This is a genomic window from Actinoplanes xinjiangensis, assembly GCF_003148685.1.
GTDB lineage: Bacteria > Actinomycetota > Actinomycetes > Mycobacteriales > Micromonosporaceae > Actinoplanes > Actinoplanes xinjiangensis.
Genome location: NZ_QGGR01000028.1, coordinates 69,168 through 91,917 on the forward strand (window position 1 = coordinate 69,168; position 22,750 = coordinate 91,917).

At 72.3% G+C, this 22,750-nt stretch carries 18 protein-coding genes; 13 read left to right on the plus strand and 5 right to left on the minus strand.

Annotated elements, in window-relative coordinates; all coding sequences use genetic code 11:
* The first annotated feature begins 13 nt into the window (after positions 1 to 13).
* From BC793_RS39475 to BC793_RS39520, 11 genes are read left to right on the plus strand one after another with little or no spacing between them, the layout of a single operon-like run.
* Positions 14 to 706: an alpha/beta fold hydrolase gene (locus BC793_RS39475; protein WP_109601723.1), complete on the plus strand. Its 693-nt coding sequence runs from the start codon at positions 14 to 16 to the stop codon at positions 704 to 706.
* Complete coding sequence (locus tag BC793_RS49960) at positions 703 to 906, plus strand: hypothetical protein (protein WP_158319511.1); 204 nt, start codon at positions 703 to 705, stop codon at positions 904 to 906. The genes BC793_RS39475 and BC793_RS49960 overlap by 4 nt, the downstream gene beginning before the upstream one ends.
* On the plus strand, positions 876 to 2,186 hold the full coding sequence (locus BC793_RS39480) for an AMP-binding protein (protein WP_158319512.1): 1,311 nt from the start codon (positions 876 to 878) through the stop codon (positions 2,184 to 2,186). Before BC793_RS49960 ends, BC793_RS39480 begins: the two co-directional genes overlap by 31 nt.
* Positions 2,173 to 3,951 (plus strand): hypothetical protein, encoded by a 1,779-nt coding sequence (locus BC793_RS39485; protein ID WP_146246670.1) that lies wholly within the window; start codon positions 2,173 to 2,175, stop codon positions 3,949 to 3,951. The genes BC793_RS39480 and BC793_RS39485 overlap by 14 nt, the downstream gene beginning before the upstream one ends.
* A complete protein-coding gene (locus BC793_RS39490; RefSeq protein ID WP_109601726.1) occupies positions 3,948 to 5,846 on the plus strand; it encodes a TOMM precursor leader peptide-binding protein in 1,899 nt (632 codons plus the stop codon). Before BC793_RS39485 ends, BC793_RS39490 begins: the two co-directional genes overlap by 4 nt.
* Entirely contained in the window at positions 5,822 to 7,213 is a 1,392-nt protein-coding gene (locus BC793_RS39495; protein ID WP_146246671.1) for a nitroreductase family protein, read from the plus strand. Before BC793_RS39490 ends, BC793_RS39495 begins: the two co-directional genes overlap by 25 nt.
* On the plus strand, positions 7,210 to 9,723 hold the full coding sequence (locus BC793_RS39500) for a lantibiotic dehydratase (RefSeq protein ID WP_109601728.1): 2,514 nt from the start codon (positions 7,210 to 7,212) through the stop codon (positions 9,721 to 9,723). The genes BC793_RS39495 and BC793_RS39500 overlap by 4 nt, the downstream gene beginning before the upstream one ends.
* On the plus strand, positions 9,710 to 10,678 hold the full coding sequence (locus BC793_RS39505) for a lantibiotic dehydratase C-terminal domain-containing protein (protein WP_239170559.1): 969 nt from the start codon (positions 9,710 to 9,712) through the stop codon (positions 10,676 to 10,678). Before BC793_RS39500 ends, BC793_RS39505 begins: the two co-directional genes overlap by 14 nt.
* A gap of 23 nt (positions 10,679 to 10,701) precedes the next feature.
* Positions 10,702 to 11,925 (plus strand): cytochrome P450 family protein, encoded by a 1,224-nt coding sequence (locus BC793_RS39510; protein ID WP_146246672.1) that lies wholly within the window; start codon positions 10,702 to 10,704, stop codon positions 11,923 to 11,925.
* Positions 11,922 to 13,133, plus strand: coding sequence for a cytochrome P450 (locus BC793_RS39515; RefSeq protein WP_146246673.1), 1,212 nt, complete (start codon positions 11,922 to 11,924; stop codon positions 13,131 to 13,133). Before BC793_RS39510 ends, BC793_RS39515 begins: the two co-directional genes overlap by 4 nt.
* Before the next feature lie 34 nt (positions 13,134 to 13,167).
* Positions 13,168 to 14,763, plus strand: a complete 1,596-nt coding sequence (locus BC793_RS39520; protein WP_146246674.1) for an RICIN domain-containing protein — start codon at positions 13,168 to 13,170, stop codon at positions 14,761 to 14,763.
* Between the two features lie 52 nt (positions 14,764 to 14,815).
* On the opposite strand, the gene BC793_RS39525 is transcribed toward BC793_RS39520, so the two are convergent.
* The 3 genes from BC793_RS39525 to BC793_RS39535 all read right to left on the minus strand — a co-directional run bounded on the left by BC793_RS39525 (position 14,816) and on the right by BC793_RS39535 (position 19,135).
* Positions 14,816 to 16,579, minus strand: a complete 1,764-nt coding sequence (locus BC793_RS39525) for a phospholipase A2 (protein WP_158319513.1) — start codon at positions 16,577 to 16,579, stop codon at positions 14,816 to 14,818.
* Positions 16,580 to 16,724: 145 nt separating this feature from the next.
* Positions 16,725 to 17,363 carry a response regulator transcription factor gene (locus BC793_RS39530; RefSeq protein ID WP_109601733.1) on the minus strand — a complete coding sequence of 213 codons (639 nt, stop codon included), beginning with the start codon at positions 17,361 to 17,363 and terminating at the stop codon, positions 16,725 to 16,727.
* Positions 17,360 to 19,135: a sensor histidine kinase gene (locus BC793_RS39535; RefSeq protein ID WP_146246675.1), complete on the minus strand. Its 1,776-nt coding sequence runs from the start codon at positions 19,133 to 19,135 to the stop codon at positions 17,360 to 17,362. The genes BC793_RS39530 and BC793_RS39535 overlap by 4 nt, the downstream gene beginning before the upstream one ends.
* 203 nt (positions 19,136 to 19,338) lie before the next feature.
* Here BC793_RS39535 and BC793_RS39540 point away from each other — a divergent pair, with 203 nt between their 5' ends.
* Positions 19,339 to 20,547: a hypothetical protein gene (locus tag BC793_RS39540; RefSeq protein ID WP_146246676.1), complete on the plus strand. Its 1,209-nt coding sequence runs from the start codon at positions 19,339 to 19,341 to the stop codon at positions 20,545 to 20,547.
* Positions 20,548 to 20,606: 59 nt separating this feature from the next.
* Entirely contained in the window at positions 20,607 to 21,404 is a 798-nt protein-coding gene (locus tag BC793_RS39545; RefSeq protein ID WP_170167330.1) for a CPBP family intramembrane glutamic endopeptidase, read from the plus strand.
* A 9-nt stretch (positions 21,405 to 21,413) separates the two neighbouring features.
* On the opposite strand, the gene BC793_RS39550 is transcribed toward BC793_RS39545, so the two are convergent.
* Together BC793_RS39550 and BC793_RS39555 are read right to left on the minus strand one after the other, a co-directional pair.
* Entirely contained in the window at positions 21,414 to 22,415 is a 1,002-nt protein-coding gene (locus BC793_RS39550) for an LLM class flavin-dependent oxidoreductase (protein ID WP_109601770.1), read from the minus strand.
* A 20-nt stretch (positions 22,416 to 22,435) separates the two neighbouring features.
* Positions 22,436 to 22,744: an ArsR/SmtB family transcription factor gene (locus BC793_RS39555; protein WP_203896537.1), complete on the minus strand. Its 309-nt coding sequence runs from the start codon at positions 22,742 to 22,744 to the stop codon at positions 22,436 to 22,438.
* Between the last annotated feature and the right edge of the window lie 6 nt (positions 22,745 to 22,750).

The following is a 22,750-nucleotide window of genomic DNA, read 5'->3' on the forward strand; positions in this document are numbered from 1 at the left end:
GGAGGGAGAGCACATGCCGCCGGACCCGATCTATCTGCTGCACGGCCTGCTCGGCACGGCGTCGGCGCACTTCGGTGCCCAGATGCGCACCTGGGCCCGGCAGCACCGGGTGATCGCCGTCGACCTGCCGGGGCACGGGCGCTGCCCGCTGGACGCCGCCGACGCCTACCTGGACCAGGCCGTCGGCTACGTCACCACGGTGCTCACCCGGTTCGGGCCGGGGCGGGTGGTCGCCGCCTCGTACCTGGGCGGGCCGATCGCGATCCACGTCGCGGCCACCCGGCCGGACCTGGTCACGTCACTGGTCCTCACCGGTTTCGTGCCGGGTCTGGAGCAGGCGGCCTTCCTGCGGATGCTCGGCGGGTTCCACGTGCTCGCCGCCGAGCAGCCCGGGCTGGCCGCCGAGTACGAGCGTCTGCACGGGCCCCGGTGGAAGGACACCCTCAGCGCGTACGGCGAGGACTGCGCCCGGCATCCGCAGCGGGTGCTGCCCGGCCCGGCGGTACTGGCGGGGCTGGACACCCGTACCCATCTGGTCAACGGGTCGCACAAGACCGCGGAGCGGGATGCGGCCCGCACCGCCGGCGGCATCGGACCGCGGGTGTCCGGCGTGGTGATCGACGGCGCCGGGCACATCGCCGGCCACGACGCGCCGGAGGCGTTCACCGCGGCGGTCGAGGCGTTCTGGGCGGGTGGGGCGCGGTGAACCCGGCGGCACTGCGCGCCGCACTCGGGTCGCTGCTGCAGGAGCCGGACCCGCACCGGCACCTGGACTCCCTGGAGGTGGTGGTGATCCGCGCCCATCTGACCGAGCACGGCTTACCGGCGGACGGTCCGGCCGAGGACCGTCCCCGCACGATCGAAGGGTGGGTGACGTGGGCCGTCCGGCATTCACGCGCTTCCTGAACACCGCTCGCGAGCCACGCACCGGCGATCCGGCCGGGGTCCGCTGGGGTGACGAGTTCGTCGCCTGGGAGACCCTGCTGGACCGGGGCCGTCATCAGGCCCCGGCGATCCGCCGCGGCCACGCCTACGTCGTCGACCCGGGCGCCGGGCTCGACGCGCTGGCCGGGCTGTTCGCCGTCGCGACGGTGCCCGACACCACTCTGCTGTGGGCGGTGCCCGGCCCGCTCGGGGTGGCGCACCGGCAGGTCGCCCCCGCGGTCAGCGAGATCGCACCACCGGTGACCGGCGGCCCGGACCGTCCGCTGTGGGGGGTGTGCACGTCCGGCAGCTCCGGCACCCCGAAGGTCGCGATCGGGTACGCCGACCAGTGGGAGTCCATCGCCCTGCACTACGAACAGGCGCTGTACGGTCCCCGCTACGCCGGCGACCCGGACACCGCGGTGGCGACCTGCCTGCCGCCGCAGTTCTCCGCCACCTTCTTCATGACCGTGCTGCCGAGCCTGTTCCTGCGCCGCGACCTGGTTCTGTTCGCACCGCACGACTGGGGTGCCGTGCACGCTCTGGCGGCGCGCCGGCCGACCGTGGTGCTGGCGGTCCCGGCGGTGGCGGCCGCGGCCTGCCTGGGCACCACCGCCTCCACCGACATGTCCCGGGCCACCCTGTTCCTCGGCGGCGGGCACGTCAGCGGCGAACGGGTACGCCTGATCCGGCAGCGGTACACCGGGGTGGAGCTGGTGAACCTGTACGGCACCGCGGAGACCGGCGCCGTCTCGACCGACCACGACCCGGGCCACAACGAGCACGTCGGCCGGCCCGTCGACGGCAAGGCGGTGTGGCTGCGCGACGTCGGCGAGAACGGTATCGGCACCCTGGCGGCGGCCGGGCCGGACTGTGCCGCCTACCTGTGGCGTCCCGGTGAGACACCGGTGGCCAACGGCGGCTACGTCACCGGGACCGACTACGCCCGGTTCGACGACGACGGCTGGCTCTGTCTGGAGGGCCGTGTCGACGGCGGCGAGAAGTTCAACGGCATGCTCGTCTATCCGCGGGCGGTGGAGCGTCACCTGCTCGCCCTGGACGGGGTGGTGGACGCCCGGGTGCTGGTCCGGCGGACCGCGACGGGGCTGGAGCAGCTGGTCGCCCGGGTGGTCGGCCGCATCGACGAGGGCGCGATCCGTGAGCACTGTGCGGTGCTGGCCCCCGCCGACCAGCCGACCGTGATCGAATGTGTGAGCGAACGTGACGCCGCGCCGGCGTACAGCAGCCATGGGAAACTCTGAGATGGCCGGCGACGACCGGCGTTTCGCGATCAAGGCCGACGCCTTCTACGTACGCCACGACGACGGGGTGTGGCTGCGCAACAACCGGGGTTCGTTCACGATTCGCGGTGAGAGTGCGTACCCGCTGGTCGCCGCCCTGTTCAGCCGCCTGGACGGGCGGCGCAGCGTGGAACAGATCTGCGCCGACCTGCCGGCACCGGCCCGCCGGTCGGTGTCCGGGCTGCTGGGCACGCTGCACCGCAACGGCTTCGTCAAGCAGCTGCACCATCCGCCCGAGGAGGTCCCGGAGTGGATGCGCGAGCGTTACGCCACCCATCTGGCGTTCCTCGACCACCACGGGGACCGTCCGGTCCACCGGTTCCGGACCGTCCGGTCCACCCCGGTCGTCTGCGCCGGTCAGGGCACGGCACTCCGGGCCGCGGTCGGTGCCCTGGCCGAATTCGGGTTCGCCACGGTGACCGTCGTCGCCGCAGAAGCCGACGCCGCCGACGTCGAACCGATCACCGACGCCGACTGGCGGATCGTCACCGCCCCGGACTGGACCGCCGTGGCCGACGTGCCGGCGGCGCGGGCCGCGGCGTACGTGCTGCTGGCCGTCGACGACGCGGACCCGGCCCGGCTGGCGGACCTCCAGGTCCGGCTGCACGCCGAGGGCCGGTCCACCGCCGTGCTCGGCCGGTGCGGCGCCCGCGTGGTGGCGCTGCCCGGCGGAAGTCTGCGCCGCTGCTGGGAGTGCGCGTGGCGGCGGCTGACCCCGCCGGTCACCGGCGACGCCACCGCCCTGGAACCCGCGCTCGTCCCGGCCACCATCGCAGCGTTGCACCTGGTCCAGCGGGCGTTCGCGGCGCTCGCCGGGATCACGCTCGCCGACGCCGAGACGGTCGCCTCGGTCGAACCGCTGGCACCGGTGGTACGGGTGCACACCGTGTACCGGCACCCGTGGTGCCGCCGCCACCTTGACGAGAAGCTCCCGGGTGCGCGCGACGACGAGCCGGTCCGGCCCGACCTGGCGTTCGCCGAGGACGACCCGGCGCTGGTGGCCGTCTCGGACCGGATCGTCGCGGCCACCGGCGAGTGGACCGACCGGGTCGCCGGGCCGCTGCTGTCGGTCGGTGAGGAGGACATCGACCAGTTGCCGCTGGCCGGCAGCTCCTGCCGGACGGCCGACCCGGCGGCCACCGCCGACGGCCACACCGAACAGTCGCTGCTGTGCCGGGCCGTGTCACCGCGGGAGGCGCGTAACCAGGTGGTGCTGTTCGCGCTGGAGAACCTGGCCCGGCAGCAAGCCGCGGCGGACCGCGTCGTCTACGGGGCGGGCTGGAGTGTGGCCGAGGCCGAGTATCGGGCCGCCCTGGCGGTCGCCTATGCCGCCCCGGCCGGTGAACGGGTCTGGCTGTCGCCGGACCGGCGCGACGACCGGCCGCTGCGGCTGTTCCTGGTCGAGACGCTCGCCGCCGCCGACCGGCACTGGCACGAGACCTCGGTGGAGCATCTGGACAGCGGTTTCGTCCGGGCCACGATCCGCACCACCAGCGGGCCGGAGGCCGTCGGCGTCGGGCTCGGCGAACAGCACGCCGTCGACCAGGCGCTGCTGCAGGCGGTGCACCCGGGCACGACGGTGGCGCACCTCGCCCCGCCCACCGGCACCTGGTCGGCTGCCCTGGCCCGGATCCGCCGCCCGCGCCCGGCCGCCGCGCCGGTGCTGCCGTTCCTCGCCGGGCACGCCCACCTCGCCGCCGTCGAACTGCCCGGGGAGCCGACGTGACCGCCGCCCTGACGGCGACGGTCACCGTCGCCGGCTCCGGAACGCTGCCGGCCGTACTCGCCGCCCGGCTGCGCCGTGACCCGGTCGGGGTGACCGGCGACGTCACGCTGCTGGTGGCCGGGCTCGACGAGTTGAGCACCGCCACCGACACCCTGGTGGCGTGCCGGCGCGCGAACCGGCCGCTGCTGTTCACCGGCCGGTGGCGGTCGCTGATCTACGTCGGACCGTGGTGGACGCCCGGCACCGCGGGCTGCCCGCACTGCCTGGTGACCCGTACCGCCGACTCGGCGTTCGGGCCGGACCGGCGCGGCGACCTGATCGCCGAGGCGGCCCATCGCGGTGACGCCGTCGCGGTGCTCGGACCGGCGCCGCTGCGGGTGACCGAGCTGCTGGTACGGGCGCGGCTGACCCGGCCGGCCGAACCGGGTGTGGTGCACGTCGTCGACGGCGCGACCGGCACCGTGGACCGGCAGATGCTGCTGCCCGACTCCACCTGCCCGGAGTGCGGAGGCTCGCGCACCGCCACGGCGCCGGTGTTCACTCCGCCCGAGGTGGCGCTGACGAAACCGGCACCGGCCCAACTGCGGACCCGCGAGCTGGACGCCGGCACCGTGGACCGCGACTACCTGTTCGCCGGGATCGGCCTGTTCAAGGAGCTGCGCCAGGATCTGCAGAGCCCGTTCGGTGCCTGCTCGGTCGAGCTGCCGAGCCGGTGGGGGCGGCGGGAACCGGCGATCGGCCGCGCCCGCACGTATCGCACCAGCCGTACCGTGGCGGTCCTGGAGGGGCTGGAACGCTACGCGGGCCTGTTACGGGGCGGCCGCCTGGCACCGATCCGGGCCGCCCATCGGGAGGTCGCCGACCGGGCGATCGACCCGCGCACCCTGGGCACCCATCCCGATTCCAGCTACCGCCTCGACGGGTTCCGCTACCAGCGGTTCGATCCGCGGACGGTGGTCGACTGGGTGTGGGCGTACTCGGTGGGGCAGCGCCGGCGGGTGCTGATACCGGAACGTGCCGCGTTCTGGGGTCCCCGGCACGACGGGGAGATCTCGTTCGTCTACGACACCTCCAACGGCTGCGCCCTCGGCAACTCCGTCGAGGAGGCGATGCTGCACGGGCTGCGGGAGGTCGCCGAACGTGACTCCTTCCTGCTGACCTGGTACCGGCGGCTGAGGCTGCCGGAGGTCGACCTGACCGGTGCCGGTGGGCGGCTCGGTGAGCTGCTGCGCCGGTCGCGGCTGTTCACCGGCTTCGAGTTCCGCTGCTTCCTGTCGACGATGGAGTACCGGATGCCGAGCTTCTGGCTGACCGCGGAGGGCGGCGACCCGGACGGCCCGGCCGTGTTCGCCGGATCCGGTGCCCACCCCGACCCGGTGCAGGCGATCGTCGGTGGACTGTACGAACTGGTCGGCACCATCCTGGCCGCCCGGGACGGCTATCCGCGCCGGCGGCCGGAGGCACTGCGGATGCTCGCCGATCCGGCCCTGATCCGCCGGATGGAACACCACTCGCAGGTGGCCGCGCTGCCCGAGGCCCGTTCCCGGTTCGGGTTCCTGCTCGACGACGGCCACGACCGGATCCGGCTGGCCGATGTGCCGGCGACCGTGCGCACCGGCGCCACCGACCTGCGCGCCGATCTGGCCACCGCCCTGGACGGGCTGGCCACGGCGGGGCTGGACGTGCTGGTCGTCGACCAGAGCATGCCGGAGTTGCTGCGTAACGGGCTGCACTGTGTCCGGGTGCTGGTGCCCGGACTGGTGCCGGTCACCTTCGGCCACGTCAACCGCCGTACCGAGAACCTGCCCCGGCTGACCGACGGAACCGGGCTGCCGTACGCGAGCGGGCTGGCCCGGAGTGAGGAGGTGGGATGCGTACCGCACCCGTTCCCGTGACCGCCGATGCCGAACTGCTGCGCACCGACCCGCGGGCCGCGAATCCGCCCGACTGGCGGGTGGACTGGGCCGACGGGCCGTGGCCGGTCAAGGTCCTGACCGGTGGGGTACGCCGGCCCGCCGACGGATGGCTGGGCCGGCTGCTGTTCCACACCTTCGCGGTGTCCCGGATCCGCGCCGACGCGCACGGCGGGATGGCCGCGACCCCGGGACGGCCCGCGCCGGCCGGGCACGCCTCACCGGTGCTGCTGCGGCGGCCGGTGCCGTCCGGCGGTTCCATGTACCCGGCCGAGGTGTACGTGGCCGGCGACGGGGTGCACCACTACGACCCGTACCGGCACGAACTCGTCGACCTCGGCCGCCGCAGCGGTCCGGGGCTGCCACCGGTCTGCCTGGTGCTCACCCACCGGTTCTGGAAGAACTTCTACAAGTACGGCGACTTCGCGTACCGGCTCGGTGCGGTCGACGTGGGGGTCGCGCTCGGCCGGATCCTGCGCCTGGCCAGAACGGCGACGCTGTGGACCGCGTTCGACGACGCCCGGATCGAGGCGGTGCTCGGCCTCGACGGCGACGACGAGGCGGTGTACGCCGTGGTCGGCCTGCCCACCGCGACACCGGTGCCCCCGTCGGCGTCCCGGTCGCCGGAGGTGCTGGAACGGTCCCGGCACGTCCGGCGATCGGCCCGCTTCGACGCCCTGCACCGGGCGGCCCGCCGAGCGGCGCCGGCCGGTGAACCGTCGGGACCACCGGGACCGGCCGGTCCGGGCGTGGCCCTGCCGTCGCCCTCCCCCACCGAACCCAGGTTCGCCGACATGCTGGCGCGCACCTGTGCCGGCGCCCGCTTCGACGGGCGGACGGCCGATCCGGGCGCCCTGGCCGACGTCCTGCACCACACCGCCGCCGCCCTCGACCTGCCGATCGCCCGCGGCCTGTCGCTGTACGTGGCGGTGCACCGGGTGACCGGGGTCGCCGGCGGCTGGTACCGCTACCGGCCGGACCGGCACGACCTGGTCCCGGTCGGTGCGGGCCACACCGGCGACACCGGGCGGGTGCTGCAGCGGGCACTGTTCGCGGCGTCGCTGAACATCGAACTGGCCGCGTTCACCGTCCACATCGGCGCGCCGGCCGGCGATCGGTGCCCGGACATGCGCCGCTGGCGCGAGCAGCAGATGGCGGTCGGGATCGCGGTGGAGGCGATCACGGTCCGGGCCACGACCGCCGGGCTGAGCGGCCATCCGGTGCTCGGCTTCGACGTGGGCCGGGTGGAGCGGGCGTACGGCCTGACCGGCGACGGGATACAGGCACAGGTGAGCGTCGGGTCGGCCCGTCCCGGCCTGAACTGGGAGGTCTCGGTGATGCCGCGATGACGTTCAGCCCGTACGTGTTGTTCCGGCGCGGCACGCTGCCCTGGAACGCCCTGACCGGCCTCGTCCCGGAGCAGATGTGGGCGCTGCTCGACGAGGCCGGTGACCACGATCGGCAGCGGGCGGTGCTCGCCGCCGACCTGGAGCAGGCCCTGCACGACGCGGTGCCGGGCCTGCCGGTCGCCGACCGGGCCGCAGCCCTGGCGGTCCGCCGGGCCGTGCACAACGACCGCCCGCTGCCGCCGGTTCCCGCCGCCCTCCCGCGGTCCTGCCGGGAGCTGGCCGACCGGTGGGCCCGGTCCCGGGAGCGCAGCGCCGCCCTGCGCAGCGAGGCGCTGGCCTGCCGGGACAGTGAACTCGACACCGCCCGTAAGGTGCTGGCCGAGGTGGCCCGGGCCCCCGACTTCCAGGCCGGGCTGCAACTGTCCGGCCCGGATCTGCACCGGGAGGTCAGCGCGTACGCCGCCGACCCGTACGACCGGCGCCGTAAGGCCGCCCGCCGCCGCCGGGCGGAGAGCACCATCGTCAGCTACGCCTACCGGGTGGTGCTCAAACCGTCGCCGTTCGGCACGTTCACCGAGATCGGCGCGCACCCGTGGGCCGGTCGGCCGGGCGGCGCCGGTGGCCGGGTCACCACCACCCGGCTCAACCTCGGCCTGGTCGCCTGGCTGGCCGATGCGCTGCGCCGCGTCGACGGAGCGGACCGGTTGTTCCGGATCCGGCTCAACGACTCGCTGACCGTCGACGGTGACCGGGTGCTGTTCCTGCGCCCCCTGGACCGGGTGGTCTCGGCCCGGTACACCGACCTGGTCCGGCTGCTCCAGCGCGTTCTCGGTGACGGTGGCGTGCCGGAGTGCGAACTGCGGGAGCTGCTGCCCGCCGCCACCGTCGACAGCCTGGTCAAGGTGGGCCTGTGCCACCGTGATCTGGGTCTGCCCGATCAGACCCTGCGGCCGGCGGCGGCCGTCGCCGACCTGGTACGCCCGGTGCTGGGTGCGCAACACGCGGACGGCTTCGAGCGGTTGCAGCGCATCGAGGACGAGTTCGCCGGTGCCGGCGTGGCCCGCCGCGCCGTGCTGCTCGGTGACCTGAACGACGAGGTGCACCGGATCAGCGGGGAACCGCCGCAGGCCGAGGCGATGCGGGCCGCGATCTACGAGGACGTCGGCACCCACCGGGCGCCGGCGACCTGGCGGCCCGGCGTGCTGGCGGCCAACCGGGACGGCCTGGCGCTGTTCCAGCGACTGTTGCCACTGCTGGACGACGCGACGATGACGAAACTCGGCCTGTACCGGCTGTTCACGCGGCGGTACGGCACGGCGTCGCCGCCGGTGGACCTGCTGCGGTTCTACGAGGTGTTCGACGCGCTCGGAGCGGACGCGGCGGCCGCGCTGATGACCGGGGCGGACGATCCGGCCGCCGATCTGATCCGGCGGTATCGCGACGACTTCTACCGGCTGTTGCAGGACGGCGGGCTGGGCGCCGTCGACGGCGCGACCACGGTCATCGACCCGCGGCTGTTACGGGACTTCACGGCCGGGCTGCCCGGCGGGTTGCCGGTCTGGCGGTCGACGGCGTACCGGGTGCAGTTCGGCACCGAGGGCGGGCGGACGCTGGCCGTGGTCAACGGGGTGACCACCGGGCACGGCGTCTTCTTCTCCCGCTTCTGTGACCTGCTGCGGCGGACCGGGCCGAATGACTGGGACCTGGGCACCGCGGTCCGGGAGCACCTGCACCGCACCGCGCCACGGCAGACCGACATCACCGCGACGCTGGGGCTCAACTTCAACCTGCATCCCCGGCTCACCCCGTACGAGCTGCTGTATCCCGGGTCGGTGGCCCGGCCGGCCGCCGAGGGGGTGCTGACTCTCGCCGACGTCGCGGTGGCCGCCGATCCGGATCGCGGCCGGCTGCGGCTGATCTCGCGGCGCGACGGTGAACCCCTCGATCTGGTGCCGCTGAACTTTCTCTACCCCGCGGCCGCGCCCCTGCCGTACCGGTTCCTGTGCGGCTTCGCGCCCACCCGCACGTACCGGGGCGGCCTGTGGGAGCAGACCGACCGGGCCCGGCCGCACGCCGCGCCGCCGCACCGTCCGCGGGTGATGCTCGGCGATCTGGTGCTGGACCGGCGGACCTGGCGGATCCCGCTCGACGAGTTGCCCGTGCCGGACGGCCTGGACGGGTTCGACCGCTGGTGGCGTGAGCGTGGGCTGCCGCGTACCGCCTTCTTCCGGATCGTGGCACCACCGCCCGACGGCCCGCGCGACGTGCTCGACGAAACCCGCCGGTGGGCACTGGAGGCCCGCACCGCACGGTTGCACAAACCACACTTCCTGGACGTACGCAATCCGTTCCTGCTGTCCGTGCTGGACCGGCAGGCCCGCAGCCGCCCCGGCGGCATCCTGCTGGTGCAGGAGTGCCTGCCCGCGGTCGAGGAGTACCGGGACGGACCGGCCGCGGCCGAGGAGTTCTTCGTCGAACACGATCTCGGGGGTGACCATGCCGACGGCTGAACCCACACGCTGGTACAGCCTGCACATCCATCGCTACGACGAGCAGGACCGGCTGCTGGTCGACGCCGTGGTGCCGCTGCTGGACCGGCTGCGCCCGGACGGTCACTTCTTCCTGCGCTACTGGAAGGGCGGCCACCACGTGCGGCTGCGGCTGCGCGGACCGGCCGGGCTGGCCGACACCGCGGCCGAGGCGCTGCGCGACTACTGCGCCCGCCACCCGGCCGGCGCCGGTTTCGACGTCGCGGCGTTCCGGCAGGCGCAGCTCACGATGGCCGCGCTGGAGGACGAGCAGACCGACGACATCCAACCGCCGGACACGGTACGGGCCGCCGAATACCAGCCGGAGTTCGACAAATACGGTGGCCCCGCGGGTGTCGCGGCCGCCGAACGGTTCTTCCAGGTCAGCAGTGACGCCGTCCTGGCCGAGCTGCCCCGGCTGGTGGACCACCCCGCCCGGCGGCTGGGCACCGCGTTCGCCACCATGCTGCGGTCGCTCACCGCGGCCGGGCACACCCCCGCCGACACGGCCCGGTTCTTCGCCGACTACTGCCTGCTGTGGTCGCCGTACGTCTTCGACGCCTTCCTGGCCACCTGGCCGCGGCTGCTGTCCGCGCACGCGCCCGGCCTGTCGCGGCACGCCGGCGCCCTGCTCGCCGCCGCCGAACCGGGACCGGTCGGCACCGCGGTCCGCTGTGCACTCGACGCCGCCGACCAGGACGTGCTCGCGGCGATCACGCTGGCCGGGCCGGGCGCACCGCCGCGCCGGCGCCGTCAGGTGCTGCTCACCGGCTATCTGCACACCCACAACAACCGGCTCGGCCTGATCCCGCAGCAGGAGGCACTGCTCGGCTATCTGGGACACCACGTCCTGAGCGCCCACGCGGGCCTCCGCGCCGATCCCACCCTGATGGACCGGCTCACCCGGCACCGCGCCGCCCGGCTCGCCCTCGCCTGACCCCGTCGCCTCTGGAGGAACCCGTGGACGTCACCGCCACCACCTATCCGTTCACCCGGCACCGGCCGTTCGAGATGCCCCACGAGTTCGCCTGGCTGCGCGCCAACGCCCCGGTCACCCAGGTCAAACTGGCCGGGGGCGAGCCCGCCTGGCTGATCACCCGGTACGACGACGTCCGCGCCGCCCTGTCCGACCCGCGGTTCGCCCGTACTCCCCCGCAGGCCCCGGCCGCGCCGATGGACACCGGTTTCCCGGTCGACCGGTCGAGCCCGGTGTTCTCGTTCGGCAGCAGCATCTCCGAACCGCCGGGCCACACCCGCTGGCGGCGCATCGTCAACAAGGCGTTCACCCAGCGGCAGGCCGACACGATGCGGCCACTGATCCGGCAGCACACCGACGCGGTCCTCGACGACATGGCCGCCCGGGGCGGGCACGCCGACCTGATGGACGACTTCGCCTACCGGCTGCCGCTGCGCATCATCTGCGAACTGCTCGGCATCCCGGATCAGGACCGGCCCGAGTTCACCGCGCTCGCCTCCGGCCTGACCCGGCGTGACCCGCAGACCTCGTTCGCCGCGTTCGGCACGACCATGCAGGGCATCGGCCGGTACGCGGCCACGCTGATCGGCCGCAAACGCCGGGACCTGGGCGACGACCTGCTCAGCACCCTGATCACCCTGCACGACGACGATGACAGCCGGCTGTCCAACGAGGAACTGGTCTCCACCGTCATCCTGCTGCTGATGGCCGGGTACGAGAGCACCGCCGTCCAGTTCGGCAACGCGTTCTTCGCCCTGTTCCAGAACCCGGACCAGCTGGCCCGGCTGCGCGCCGAACCGGACCTGGTCGACACCGCGGTCGAGGAGATCCTGCGCTGGGCCCAGATGGGCACCGGGTTCGCGGTGGCCAAGTTCGCCGCCACCGACATCACCATCGGCGGCGTCACCATCCCCACCGGCGCCACCGTGTTCGTCTCGATCGCCTCGGCCGACCGGGACTCCGCCCAGTTCGGCGCCGACGCCGAACTGTTCGACGTGGCGCGCCGCACCGCGGTACGGCACCTGGCGTTCAGCAGCGGCCCGCACTACTGCCTGGGTGCCGCCCTGGCCCGCGCCGAACTGCGCGAGGGCCTGTCCGGGGTGCTGGGCCGGTTCCCGGGTCTGCGCCTGGACGGGAGCATGGCGGACGTCGAACTGGCCAGCAACCTGTTCACCTTCTACCCCCGCAACCTGCCGGTCACCTGGTGAGAGGGGAACCCGCCGTGCACTACCCGTTCGAGCGCCGCTGCCCGTTCCAGGAGCCCCGCGAGTTCGCCGAACTGCGCGCGGGCGAGCCGGTCGCGCCGGTGACCCTGCCCTCCGGTGCCCCCGGCTACCTGGTCACCACCTATGACGAGGTGCGGCGGGTGCTCAGCGACGACCGGTTCAGCCGGACCCCCGTCCGTGAGCGGGCGGGCGGGGGCGACCGGGGCGGGTTCGACTTCGGGTTGTCCGTCGCCGACCCGGTCGCCCATGAACGCTGGCGCCGGCTGGTCGGCTCGGTCGTCAACCCGCGGCTCGCCGAGACCCTGCGCCCGCGCATCGTCGCAGCCGTCGAGGAACTGCTCGACCGGTTCGCCGCCACCGAGCAGCCCGTCGACCTGATGGCCGGGTACGCGCGCCCGCTGGCGCTGCGCGTGCTCGGTGATTTGTTCGACGTCCCGGACGACCTGCGCCCGATGCTGACCGCGTGGGCCGCCGGGATCGCCGCCGCCGGTGCGGACATGACCGCCTTCGGCGCCGCCACCCAGACGCTGCACCGCTGTGCCACGGAACTGGTCGCCCGCCCGCACGGGAGCCTGCTCGCGGCGCTGGCCGCGGCCCGTCACGACGGTCACGCTTTGACGGAGGCCGATCTGGTTCGCACGGTGATGCTGATGGCGATCGCCGGCTACGAGACCTCGGCGGTGCAGATCGGCAACGGTGTGCTGGCCCTGTTGCAATACCCGGAGCAGCTCGGACTGGTCCGCGACGGGCAGGTGGGCGGGGCGGTCGACGAGATCCTGCGGTACGCCCAGGCCGGCACCGGATTCGCCGGGATCACCTACACCCTCGAGGAGGTCGAGCTGGGCGGCGTGACCGTGCCGGCCGGTGCGGCGGTGCTCGTCTGTCTGGACTCGGCGGCCCGCGACGAACGGCGGGTGCCCGATCCGCAGAGATTCGACATCACCCGCGGGTCGGCCCGGTATCACCTGGCCTTCGGCAGTGGCGGCCACTACTGTCTGGGCGCGCCGGTGGCCCGGGTGGAACTCGAGGAGGGCCTGACCCGGCTGTGCCGGCGTTTTCCGGGGCTGCGGGCGGCGTACGGCACCGAGAACGTGGTGTTCGCCCGCAACCTGCTGCACCACTACCCGCGCGAGCTACCGGTCCTCACACATTGTTCCATTTCAACCTCTGGTAATACTGTGCACGAATGATTCACCACAACGGGGGAACTTCAGCGTGTCCACAGTGAGAACAAAACGACGTGTGGCCGGTGCCGCGATCACCGCGGTCCTGGCGACCACGATGTTCGCGTCGACGTCGGCCGAGGCGATCGGCGGCGACGTGCCGACCGGGCCGGCGTACGGCTTCCTGTCCAAAGTCAGCGTGGGTGAGCCCGGCGTCGGCCAGGCGTGCACCGGCGCACTGGTCGGCGCCCGGTGGGTGGTGACCGCGAAGAGCTGTTTCGGCACGACCGTGGTGGCCGGGCCGCCCACGACGAAGACGACCGTGACGGTGGGCCGGCTGACGCTGTCGGACACCGCGAACGGATATGTGGTGCCCGCTCTGCGGGTGCTGCCCCACCCGGATCGCGACGTCGCGCTGGTCGAGTTGGCCGCCTCGGTCGTCGGCGTCACGCCGATTCCGGTGTCGGCGCAGGCCCCGGCCGTGGGTGAGGCCGTCGAGGTGCTCGGGTTCGGGCGCACGGCCACCGCGTGGGTGCCGGACCAGCCGCGCCGCGCCTCGTTCACCGTCACGGGCGTCGACGGCGCGCTGACCGGCATCACCGGTGCGACCGACACCCAGGTCGGCCCGTGCCGTGGTGACGCCGGCGGCCCCGGCGTGCGGACGGTCGGCGGTGCCCTCCAGCTCGCGGCGATCACCCACAGCGGTGGGCAGGGCGGCTGCCTGGGCGCCCCGGCCGACGCCGCGCGCGGTGGTACCCAGACCCGGCTCGACGATCTCGCCGGGTGGGTGCGGCAGAACACCGCCGAAGCCACCGTGCAGACGCTGAAGTCGCAGAACAGCGGTCTGTGCCTGGCGCTGCCGAGCAACTGGGGCGACCTGCGGGCCACTCCGATCCAGTGGTCGTGCAGCGGCGCCGCCGACCAGGACTGGCAGCTCAACCAGCGGGCCAACGGCCAGTACGAGGTCCGCAACGACCGCAGCGGTCATTGTCTGGCACTCGACGGCGGGGCGACCGCCGACGGCACGTTGATCGTGCAGTGGACGTGCCGGGACAACGCCGACCAGTACTGGCAGCTGGCCCGGGACACCAACGGCTACACCGAGCTGCGCAACACTCTCAGTGGCAAGTGCCTGGCCGTGCAGGGCGGTGCCGTCGCCAAGGAGAACGGTGCGAAGGCGCTGATCTGGCCGTGCCGGGAGGCGAACCTGGACCAGAACTGGACGATCACGGCGCGTACGCCCGGCGGGTGGGTCCGCAGCGCGCACAGCACGCTGTGCATGAGCAACGGCGTCTCGCTCGCTGACGGCGCGCACGCGGTCCAGGCCGCCTGCAGTGATCTCAACGACATGGAGTGGACCCTGCGGACCCGGCGTGACGACCTGGTCGAGGTCCGCAACGACCGCAGCGGCAAATGCCTGGCCATCGAGGGTGGGGTGACCACGGCGGGCGCGCATCTGCTGCAGTGGCCGTGCCGTGACAACGTCGACCAGTACTGGCGGGCGGAGGTGACCACCCGGGGCACCGTCGTGCTGCGTAACAACCACAGCCGGATGTGCCTGGCGATCCAGGGTGGCGTGAAGACCGACGCGCATCTGCTGCAGTGGAACTGCAACGGCAACGCCGATCAGTACTGGACCGTCGGCCGCAAGGCCTGACCTGCATCGACACGGCCCGGGCGCGGTGCGCCCGGGCCGTTTGCGTCGCGTGTCAGGCGTCCCACCACACCCGGCGGGCGGCGACGACCGTACGGTGCGTCGCGTCGGCGGCGAGACCGCACCTGACCGGCGGCAGGTCGCCGTTGCTCACCCACGGGTTGCCGTGCCTGGTGCAGATCGACATCAGGTCCTTGCGGAAGATGTCGTTCACCCGGTTGAAACTCGCCTCCGAAGTGTCCAGCCGGAGGTTGCGTGGCCCGAAACTCCTGCTGCCGAAGTCGTGCCGGATGCAGGCGGGTTCGAAGATGTCGTCCAGTTCGCCTCCGGTGGGCCCGGAACAGCCGTCGCTCTCCCACTGGGTGTTGCCGGACTTGTCGACCCCACGCTGGACGGCCATGAAGTCGTCCAGGGACATCGCCTGCAGGGTCCGTGCCTCGGCACGCCGGTCGGCGGAGGACGGCTCCCGGACGCGGGTGGACCGGCCGTCCCACACGATGGTGCCGCCGACGAAGAAGGAGGCCTTGCCGCCGGCCCAGTCACCGGCTCCGTCCACCTCGTCGGTCAACGGCATCCGCAGCGCGCCTTCGGCGTAGTTGTTCGCCGCGTAGACACGGTGGATCTCGCCGTGCACCTCGTGCGCGCCGGTGGCACCGGAGAAGTAGATGGAGCCGTTGGCGAACCGGCTGCCCCACCGGCCGTCGGCGAAGAATTCGCCACCGACGGGCATGCCCAGCAGCCCCCGTTCCGCCGCCATCGAGAACCACTTGTCACGGATCACGCCGCGCACGTCCCACGCGCCGGTCCGCGGCGACCAGTAGATTGAGCCGGACGTGAAGTGCTGGCCGAGACCACCGTCGACGACGCCGAACTCGCCGCTGGTCGGCGCGCCCAGCGGACCCCCCGCTCCACCGAGCGCCTGGTAGCGGGCCCGGATGTCGTGGCAGACGGCCCGGCCGGCGAACGATGTGCAGCCGGAATCGCCGTTGCCGTGGTAGCGGGCCGTGCCGGAGGCGTACACCTGGCCGGTGCTGGACAGGGCGACCACACCGCGCCCGTCGGCGGTCAGGTCCAGCGCGATCATCTCGCCGGCGAAGTCACGCGGGTTAGCCTGGGCGGTGGCGGTGCCGTAGGCGTAGAACTGCCCCGCCGAGCTGAGCGCCATCGCGCCCCGGCCGTCCGCGGTGAGCGACAGCCCGACGATGCGGCCGGTGAATCCGGACGGGTTGGGCTGCGCCGTGGCCGTGCCGTAGGCGTAGAACTGTCCCGCCGAGCTCACCGCCATCGCGCCCTGCCCGTCGGCGGTCAGTGCCAGGTCGACGATCTCGCCGGTAAATCCGGACGGGTTGGGCTGTGCCCGGGCGGTGCCGTAGGCGTAGAACTGCCCCGCGGAACTGACCGCCATCGCACCCTTGCCGTCGGCGGTCAGGGCGACACCGACGATCCGGCCGCTGAAGCCGGAGGGATTGCGCTGGGGTGTCGCCGTACCGGAGGCGTAGAACTGCCCGGCGGAACTGACCGCCATCGCGCCCCGGCCGTCGGCGGTCAGCGCCACGTCGACGATGTCGCCGGTGAACCCGGACGGGTTGCGGACCGCGGCGGCGCCGCCGAAGGCGTACATCTCGCCGCGGGCGGAGCCGAGCAGGTAGCCGTCCCCGGTGGCGCGGACGTCGATGCCGGTGAAGACGCGGGTCGCGGCCGCTTCGGCGTCCGGGACCAGCAGCGGCGCGACCGAGGCGGCCACGGCGACCGCGAACACCGCGCCCGTGATCATCCGCCGCCGCGAAACAGCAGGCGTACCGTTCCATTCTTTATTCATGTCTCCCCTTGACGGCCGGATCTGGCATGCATGAGACATCGTCGCCAATCATGGGAAAGGCGACGGAATCGTTGTTTCTCAGAAAAAGGTCCCCGTCACTGACAGCCTAAAAGGAAGGAATGGCCGCCGGCAGTGCGGGAAACCCTCAGATCCGCTGGGCGTCCAGCCATCGCAGGATGGCGAGGACCCGCCGGTTGTAGCCGGCTTCCAGAGGGAGATTCATTTTTCTGAAGATGCTGGTCAGGTGCCTTTCCACAGCGACCTCGGCGATGAACATCAACTCCGCCACGGCGCGATTCTGCAGCCCGGACGCGACGTGCCGCAGAACCTCACGTTCGGTCGACGACAGATCCTGGGGTGCGGCGTCGGAGATGCGCTGGGCGATGACGTCGTCCAGCACCACCTCGCCGGCGGCGACCCGGCGGATCGCGTCGGCGAGGACGCCGTTGTCACTCACGCTGTCCTTGACCAGGTAGCCGACGCCCGCCGGGACCTGTTCCAACAGCCGCCGGGCGTACGTGTGGAACTTGTAGTTGGAGAACAGCAGGATCCCGACCTGCGGGTACAGGCGGTGGACCCGCTCGGCGACGCGGAATCCCTCCTGATCGCCCGACGGCGGCATGCGGGCGTCGAGTACGACGGTGTCCGGTGGGTCACCGGCGATACCGGCGATGAGTGCGGGGCCGTCGCCCACCGCGAGGACGACGTCGATGCCCATCGCGTCGAGCAGCAGGGTGAGACTGTTGCGGAAGATGGTGCTGTCCTCGGCGAGGGCCACTCTCACGGGATCCTCCCTTCGATGACGGTTCCCGTACCGGCTTCGCTGGTGATGGTCAGTTCGCCGCCCAGCGAGCGCACCCGTTCGCGGAGGGCGGCCAGCCCGGAGCCCGGCTGCACCTCGACTCCGCCTCGGCCGTCGTCGGCGACCCGTACCTGCGAGACCCGGTCGGTGATCGTCGTGGTGACGGTGACGCGGGTCGCGTGCGCATGCTTCAGGGCGTTGTTGACGGCCTCGCTGACGAGCAGATACATGATCAGTTCGACTTCGGGCCGGGTCCGCCGTTCGTCGATGTCCAGGGTGAGCGGTAGCGGGATGCGGTCGAACTTGCGCCGCAGGGCGGGCCGGAGTCCCTCCTCGAGGACTTCGGGATGGAAGCCGCGGGAGAGGTCACGCAGTTCGTCGATGGCCACCTGGGCGGTCGCCTGGGCCCAGTTCACCGCGTCGTCGAGTTCGGCGGTCTGGTCCGGCCCGGTCTCGTGCCTGCGCAGGATGATGCGGATCCGGGCCAGGTGCGCCTGCACGGCCTGCAACGTCGCGTTGACGCCGTCATGCAGTTCGTGGCCGATCCGCTGGAGTTCCTTGAGCGAGTCGTGGGTCAGGCGCCGGCGTGAGGTCTGCGACTGCTCCAGCTGGTCGGTCAGGAAGTGTTGCAGGACGCCGTCGTTCAGGGCGATGCCGCAGGCCACGGCAGCGGTACGGACGGCATTCTCACGTCGGCGCAACGTCGGGTCGAGCAGGAGCACGCCGATCGGCCGGCCGTTGCGGCCGGGCACATCGACCTGCCACCGGGTGTCTTCGCTGAGGTCCATCGAGGGCCCGCTCGCCGGCAGCAGACTCGCCGGGGACGCGGATCGCACCGCGAGGATCAACGACTGGTCGTCGAGGAGCCGCCGGAGGGCGGACTGCATCTGCTCGATCGTGTCGCAGCGCGAGAGCAGCCGGAAGTCGTCCGCGCCGAGGCCTCTGCGGATCCGGCGCTGGACGAGACTGACGATGAACGCGATCGGCGCCACCAGCGCCGCGAGCACGGACAGGTCGCGCAGGCTGTCGGTGACACCTCCGGTCACGTGCAGGTTCACCGCGACGAGATAGAGGCCTCCGAAGACGCCGATGGAGACGGCGGCGGCTGTCGCCGGCAACAGGTCGGAGCGCTCCACGCCCCGGGAGTGCCGGACGCGGTAGAGCAGGAGCACCGGAAGGAACAGCGCCAGCACGGTGATGCCCAGGCCGACGACGCTGCTGACGGTCTCCGACAGGCGCCGGTCCGCGACGAGTGTCGGCCACCAGGCATCCGCGTTCCAGCGCTTCCACTCGGGAAGCGAGACCGCCGCGACGACGAGTTTGCCGCCGATGACCCAGATCGCGAGGGCCCCGAAGTACACCTGCTCGTGGCGCCGCCGCAGGGCCGGTTCCGGATACCGGACCAACGCGAGGCCGCCGACGACGAACCATCCGTAGCCGAGGACGAAGGAGATGAGCGGTGCCGGGCCGACCTGCCAGTGCTGGGGCCAGATCCACCACCACGACACCGCGTAGCAGAAGGCGGCGGCGATCATGCCCCAGCCGAGCCGGCCGGTGCGGCCGTCGGTCAGAAGGAAGGCTCCGGTCGCCGCGAAAGAGGCGACGACCAGCACGTAAAGAACACCGAGAAGAAATTCGTCGTCCCACTTCGGCAGCCAGGACAGCGCCGCGAATGTTCCGGCGACAATGGTGGCGGACACCGGTCCCCACCCGATCACGCGTCCACCGGTGAGCGTGGTGAAGGAATCGGCCATGAATCCGATGCTGGCTGAGATGCGGTGCTCGTGCAACGGTGGACGGGCCGCCACGACAATCGATCATGAAATTGATGGAAAACCCTCAGCCGTTTCCATGGGCCGAGGGTTTTCCGCACTGGTGACGTCATCCGGTGAGTCCCTATCGTCGATTCACATTCCGCCGGACGAGCGCACCGTCGATTCGCGAAAGAGGGGGACCGATGCGGGGACGCCGGGTTCTCATGGTCGTGACGGTCGTGGCGGTGGCGGGCGCCGTCACCGCAGTGGAGTTGTGGGGCACGCCTTTCCTGGAGGTCCTGAGCTGGGCCCTCGCGCCGGTAGCCCTGGTCGTCGCGGTCGGTGCGCTGGATCCCGCCGGGACACGTGCGTTGATCAAGGGGGTCCTCGCGGCGGTACGACGGCAGCGGCGGACCGCGCTGTGTGTGCTGCTGCTGCCGGTGCTGCTGATCGGTGCCGGCGGCTCGGCGGGGCGCCCTTCGCTCAACACCGTCACCGGCGTCGTCCTGGTGTTCGAGGGGCGCGTGCCGAACGTCGTCTTCACGCGGGCGGCGGACGGCGTCGGTTACTGCTCCCGCACGGACCGGACGTGGGTCACCCGGTGGCGGGGACCGAGCATCGCCCGCGACTGGCCCCGGTTCGACGACTTCACCGCGTTCACCAGCACGTACGGCGGGCTGGAGGTCTTCGGCCGCCGGGGAGACCGCCTCGTCTTCGGCTATCGCGACCCCGACCTGCGGTGGCATGCCGTACAGCAGATCGGTGGTGGCATCGCCGGGAAGCCGGCCGCTCTGGAGGACGGCACCCCGGACGCGGGCCGGCGCTTCCTGGTCTTCGCCGCCGACGGCGCCGGCGGCGTCAAGGTCTTCGAACGCACCGACTACGCGGGCGGCTGGCCGCCGCAGTGGTCCGCGCGGTCGACTCTCCGTACCCCGCTTGCCGACATCGAGGGGCTGGCCGCCGCGAAGGACCGTCACGGCCGCCTGGTGCTTGTCCTGCGCAGCCGCGGGCGGCTCTTCCAGATGCATCGCGACCCGGCGCCCACCGGCAAGGACGTCTCGGCCGGTTGGAGCAGCCCGCGGCCGTTGCGGCTGCCGGGTCGCGCGCTGCCGGCGGTCACCGGTGATCCGGCGTACGCGGCCGTCGACGACATCTCGGTGGCCCGTGCGCTGCATGTCGCCGTACCGACGGCCTCCGGGGTCGTCCTGCTGAGTACCCGGGACGTCACCCGGGACTGGCAGATCGAGACGGTTGCGCTCGGTTTCACTCCCGAAGCCGTCGCGCGACTCGACAGTGCGTCGGCTGACGACAGCCGGTCGACGGTGATCGTCCTGGTCCGCGACCACGCCCTGGAGTACGTCTGGCGGGACGGGAGATCGACGTGGAGCGAACCGGTACGACTGACCTGCTGACGGCGCCGTGTCAGCGGCGTGTCAGGGCGGTGTCCGGCGGGGCGCCGATGCTCGACGGCATGACCGATACCGCCGCCGCACCGGCCACCCGCCCGCACCGTCTCGCCGGGATGCTGCTCGCCGACCGGCATTCCCTGCCGCTGTCGATCGCGCTGCATCTCGTACCCGGGATCCTGATCGTCGTCGCGTACCTGCTGATCGCTGAACCGTTCGTCACCGCGATCGGCTACCCGATCTTCCTGGCCTGGGCGATCGCCCTGGTCGTCGTTCTCCTGCCGCTGCTGGGCGGCCTGCTGTGGCTCGGCCGCGAACGCAACGGCCGGCCCTCACTGCGTGGTGTCGTCGGCTACCTGGGCAGACCGATCCCCCGGGGACGGATCATCGCGGCCGTCGCCGGGTTGATCGTGTGGATGACGGTCGTGTCGCTTGCGCTGACCCCGCTGGACGACGCCGTCTTCGACGCGTTGTTCACCTGGATCCCCTTCGAGGGTGCCGGCGGCAGTGCCACCACCTACCTCGACGGGTACGAGCACTCGCTGCTGGTCACCACGATGCTGATCGGTCTGCCGCTGACCGGGTTCTCCCTGCCGCTGATCGAGGAGCTGTACTTCCGCGGATTCCTGCTGCCCCGCATCGCCCACCTGGGGTGGAGGGCGCCGCTGCTCAACACCGTGCTGTTCTCGGTCTACCACTTCTGGGCGCCGTGGACGGTCGTCTCGAAGGTGATCTTCATGTTCCCGGCGGTGTGGCTGGTGTGGCGCAAGCACGACATCCGGCTGTCGATCGGCATGCACGTCGGCACGACGCTGCTGATGGCCGGCATCGGCACCGTCGCCCTGGCGCTGAACCTGGTGTGACGGCGCCGCTCAGGCCGCTGCCGGGGCCGCCATCACCGCGCCGGTCAACTCGACCGACCGCAGGCGGTCCGGCAGCGACTGGGCGTGGTGCGCGGTGATCAGCTCGTCGGCGTGCGCCGTGGCGGCGAAGTCCTCCAGGTAGTCGCGGACCTCCTCGGGTGTGCCGACCGCCGTGTAGCGGGTCATCGACGCCAGGTTCTGCCCGTTCGGCGAGGCCAGGAACGCGTCGATCTCGGCGTCGGTGTAGTTGCGCCCGACCGTGCCGCGGGAGATGAACGCCCGGGTCCGGGCGCGGTAGGCCGACCTCATCTGCGCGACGGCCTCGTCGTGGGTGTCGGCGGCCACCACGTTGACGCCCACGATCACGTACGGCTCGGCGAGCTGCCGTGACGGGGTGAACGTCTCGCGGTAGACCCGGACCGCCTGGTGCAGTGCCTCGGGGGCGAAGTGCGAGGCGAACGCGTACGGCAGGCCCAGACGTGCCGCCAGCTGTGCTCCGAACAGTGACGATCCGAGGATGTAGAGCGGCACCGGCTGCTCGGCGCGGGGCACCGCCTGCACGCCCGGGATCACCGACCGGCCCGCCAGATATCCCTGGAGTTCCAGGACGTCCTGCGGGAAGGTGTCGGCGGAGAGGTGGTCGCGGCGCAACGCCCTCATGGTGACCTGGTCGCTGCCGGGCGCGCGGCCGAGCCCGAGGTCGATGCGTCCCGGGAAGAGCGTCTCCAGGGTGCCGAACTGCTCGGCGATGACCAGCGGTGAGTGGTTCGGCAGCATGATGCCGCCGGCGCCGAGGCGGATCGACGAGGTGTGTGCGGCCACGTGGCCGATCACCACGCTGGTGGCCGACGACGCGATCGTGGCCATGTTGTGGTGCTCGGCATACCAGACCCGCTGGTAGCCGGCGCTTTCCGCGGCGCGGGCGAGGGCCACGCTGGCCTGGAGGCTGTCGCGGGCGGTCTGCCCGGCGGCGATCGGTGCCAGGTCGAGCAGGGAGAGTGCGGTGGGCATGGTGGTGCCGCCTTCCGATGTCACAGGTCGCGGTGCAGGCGTTCGGTGAAGGCGCGGATGCGGTCCTCGTCGCGGCGGTAGTGGATCCACTGCCCGCGGCGGGTGGCGCGGAGGAATCCGGCCCGTTGCAGGATCGCCAGGTGCGCGGAGATGGTGGAGATCGAGCAGCCGGCCCGGCGCTGGATCAGCCCCACGCAGACGCCGGCGTCGGCGCCTTCGGCCCCGGGGAAGTGCACGGCCGGGTCCTTCAGCCAATCCAGGATCGCCAGGCGTGTCTCGTTCGACAGCGCCTTGCACTCCTCCAGCATTCCGGCCCCGTCCTTCGGCATTTCGCT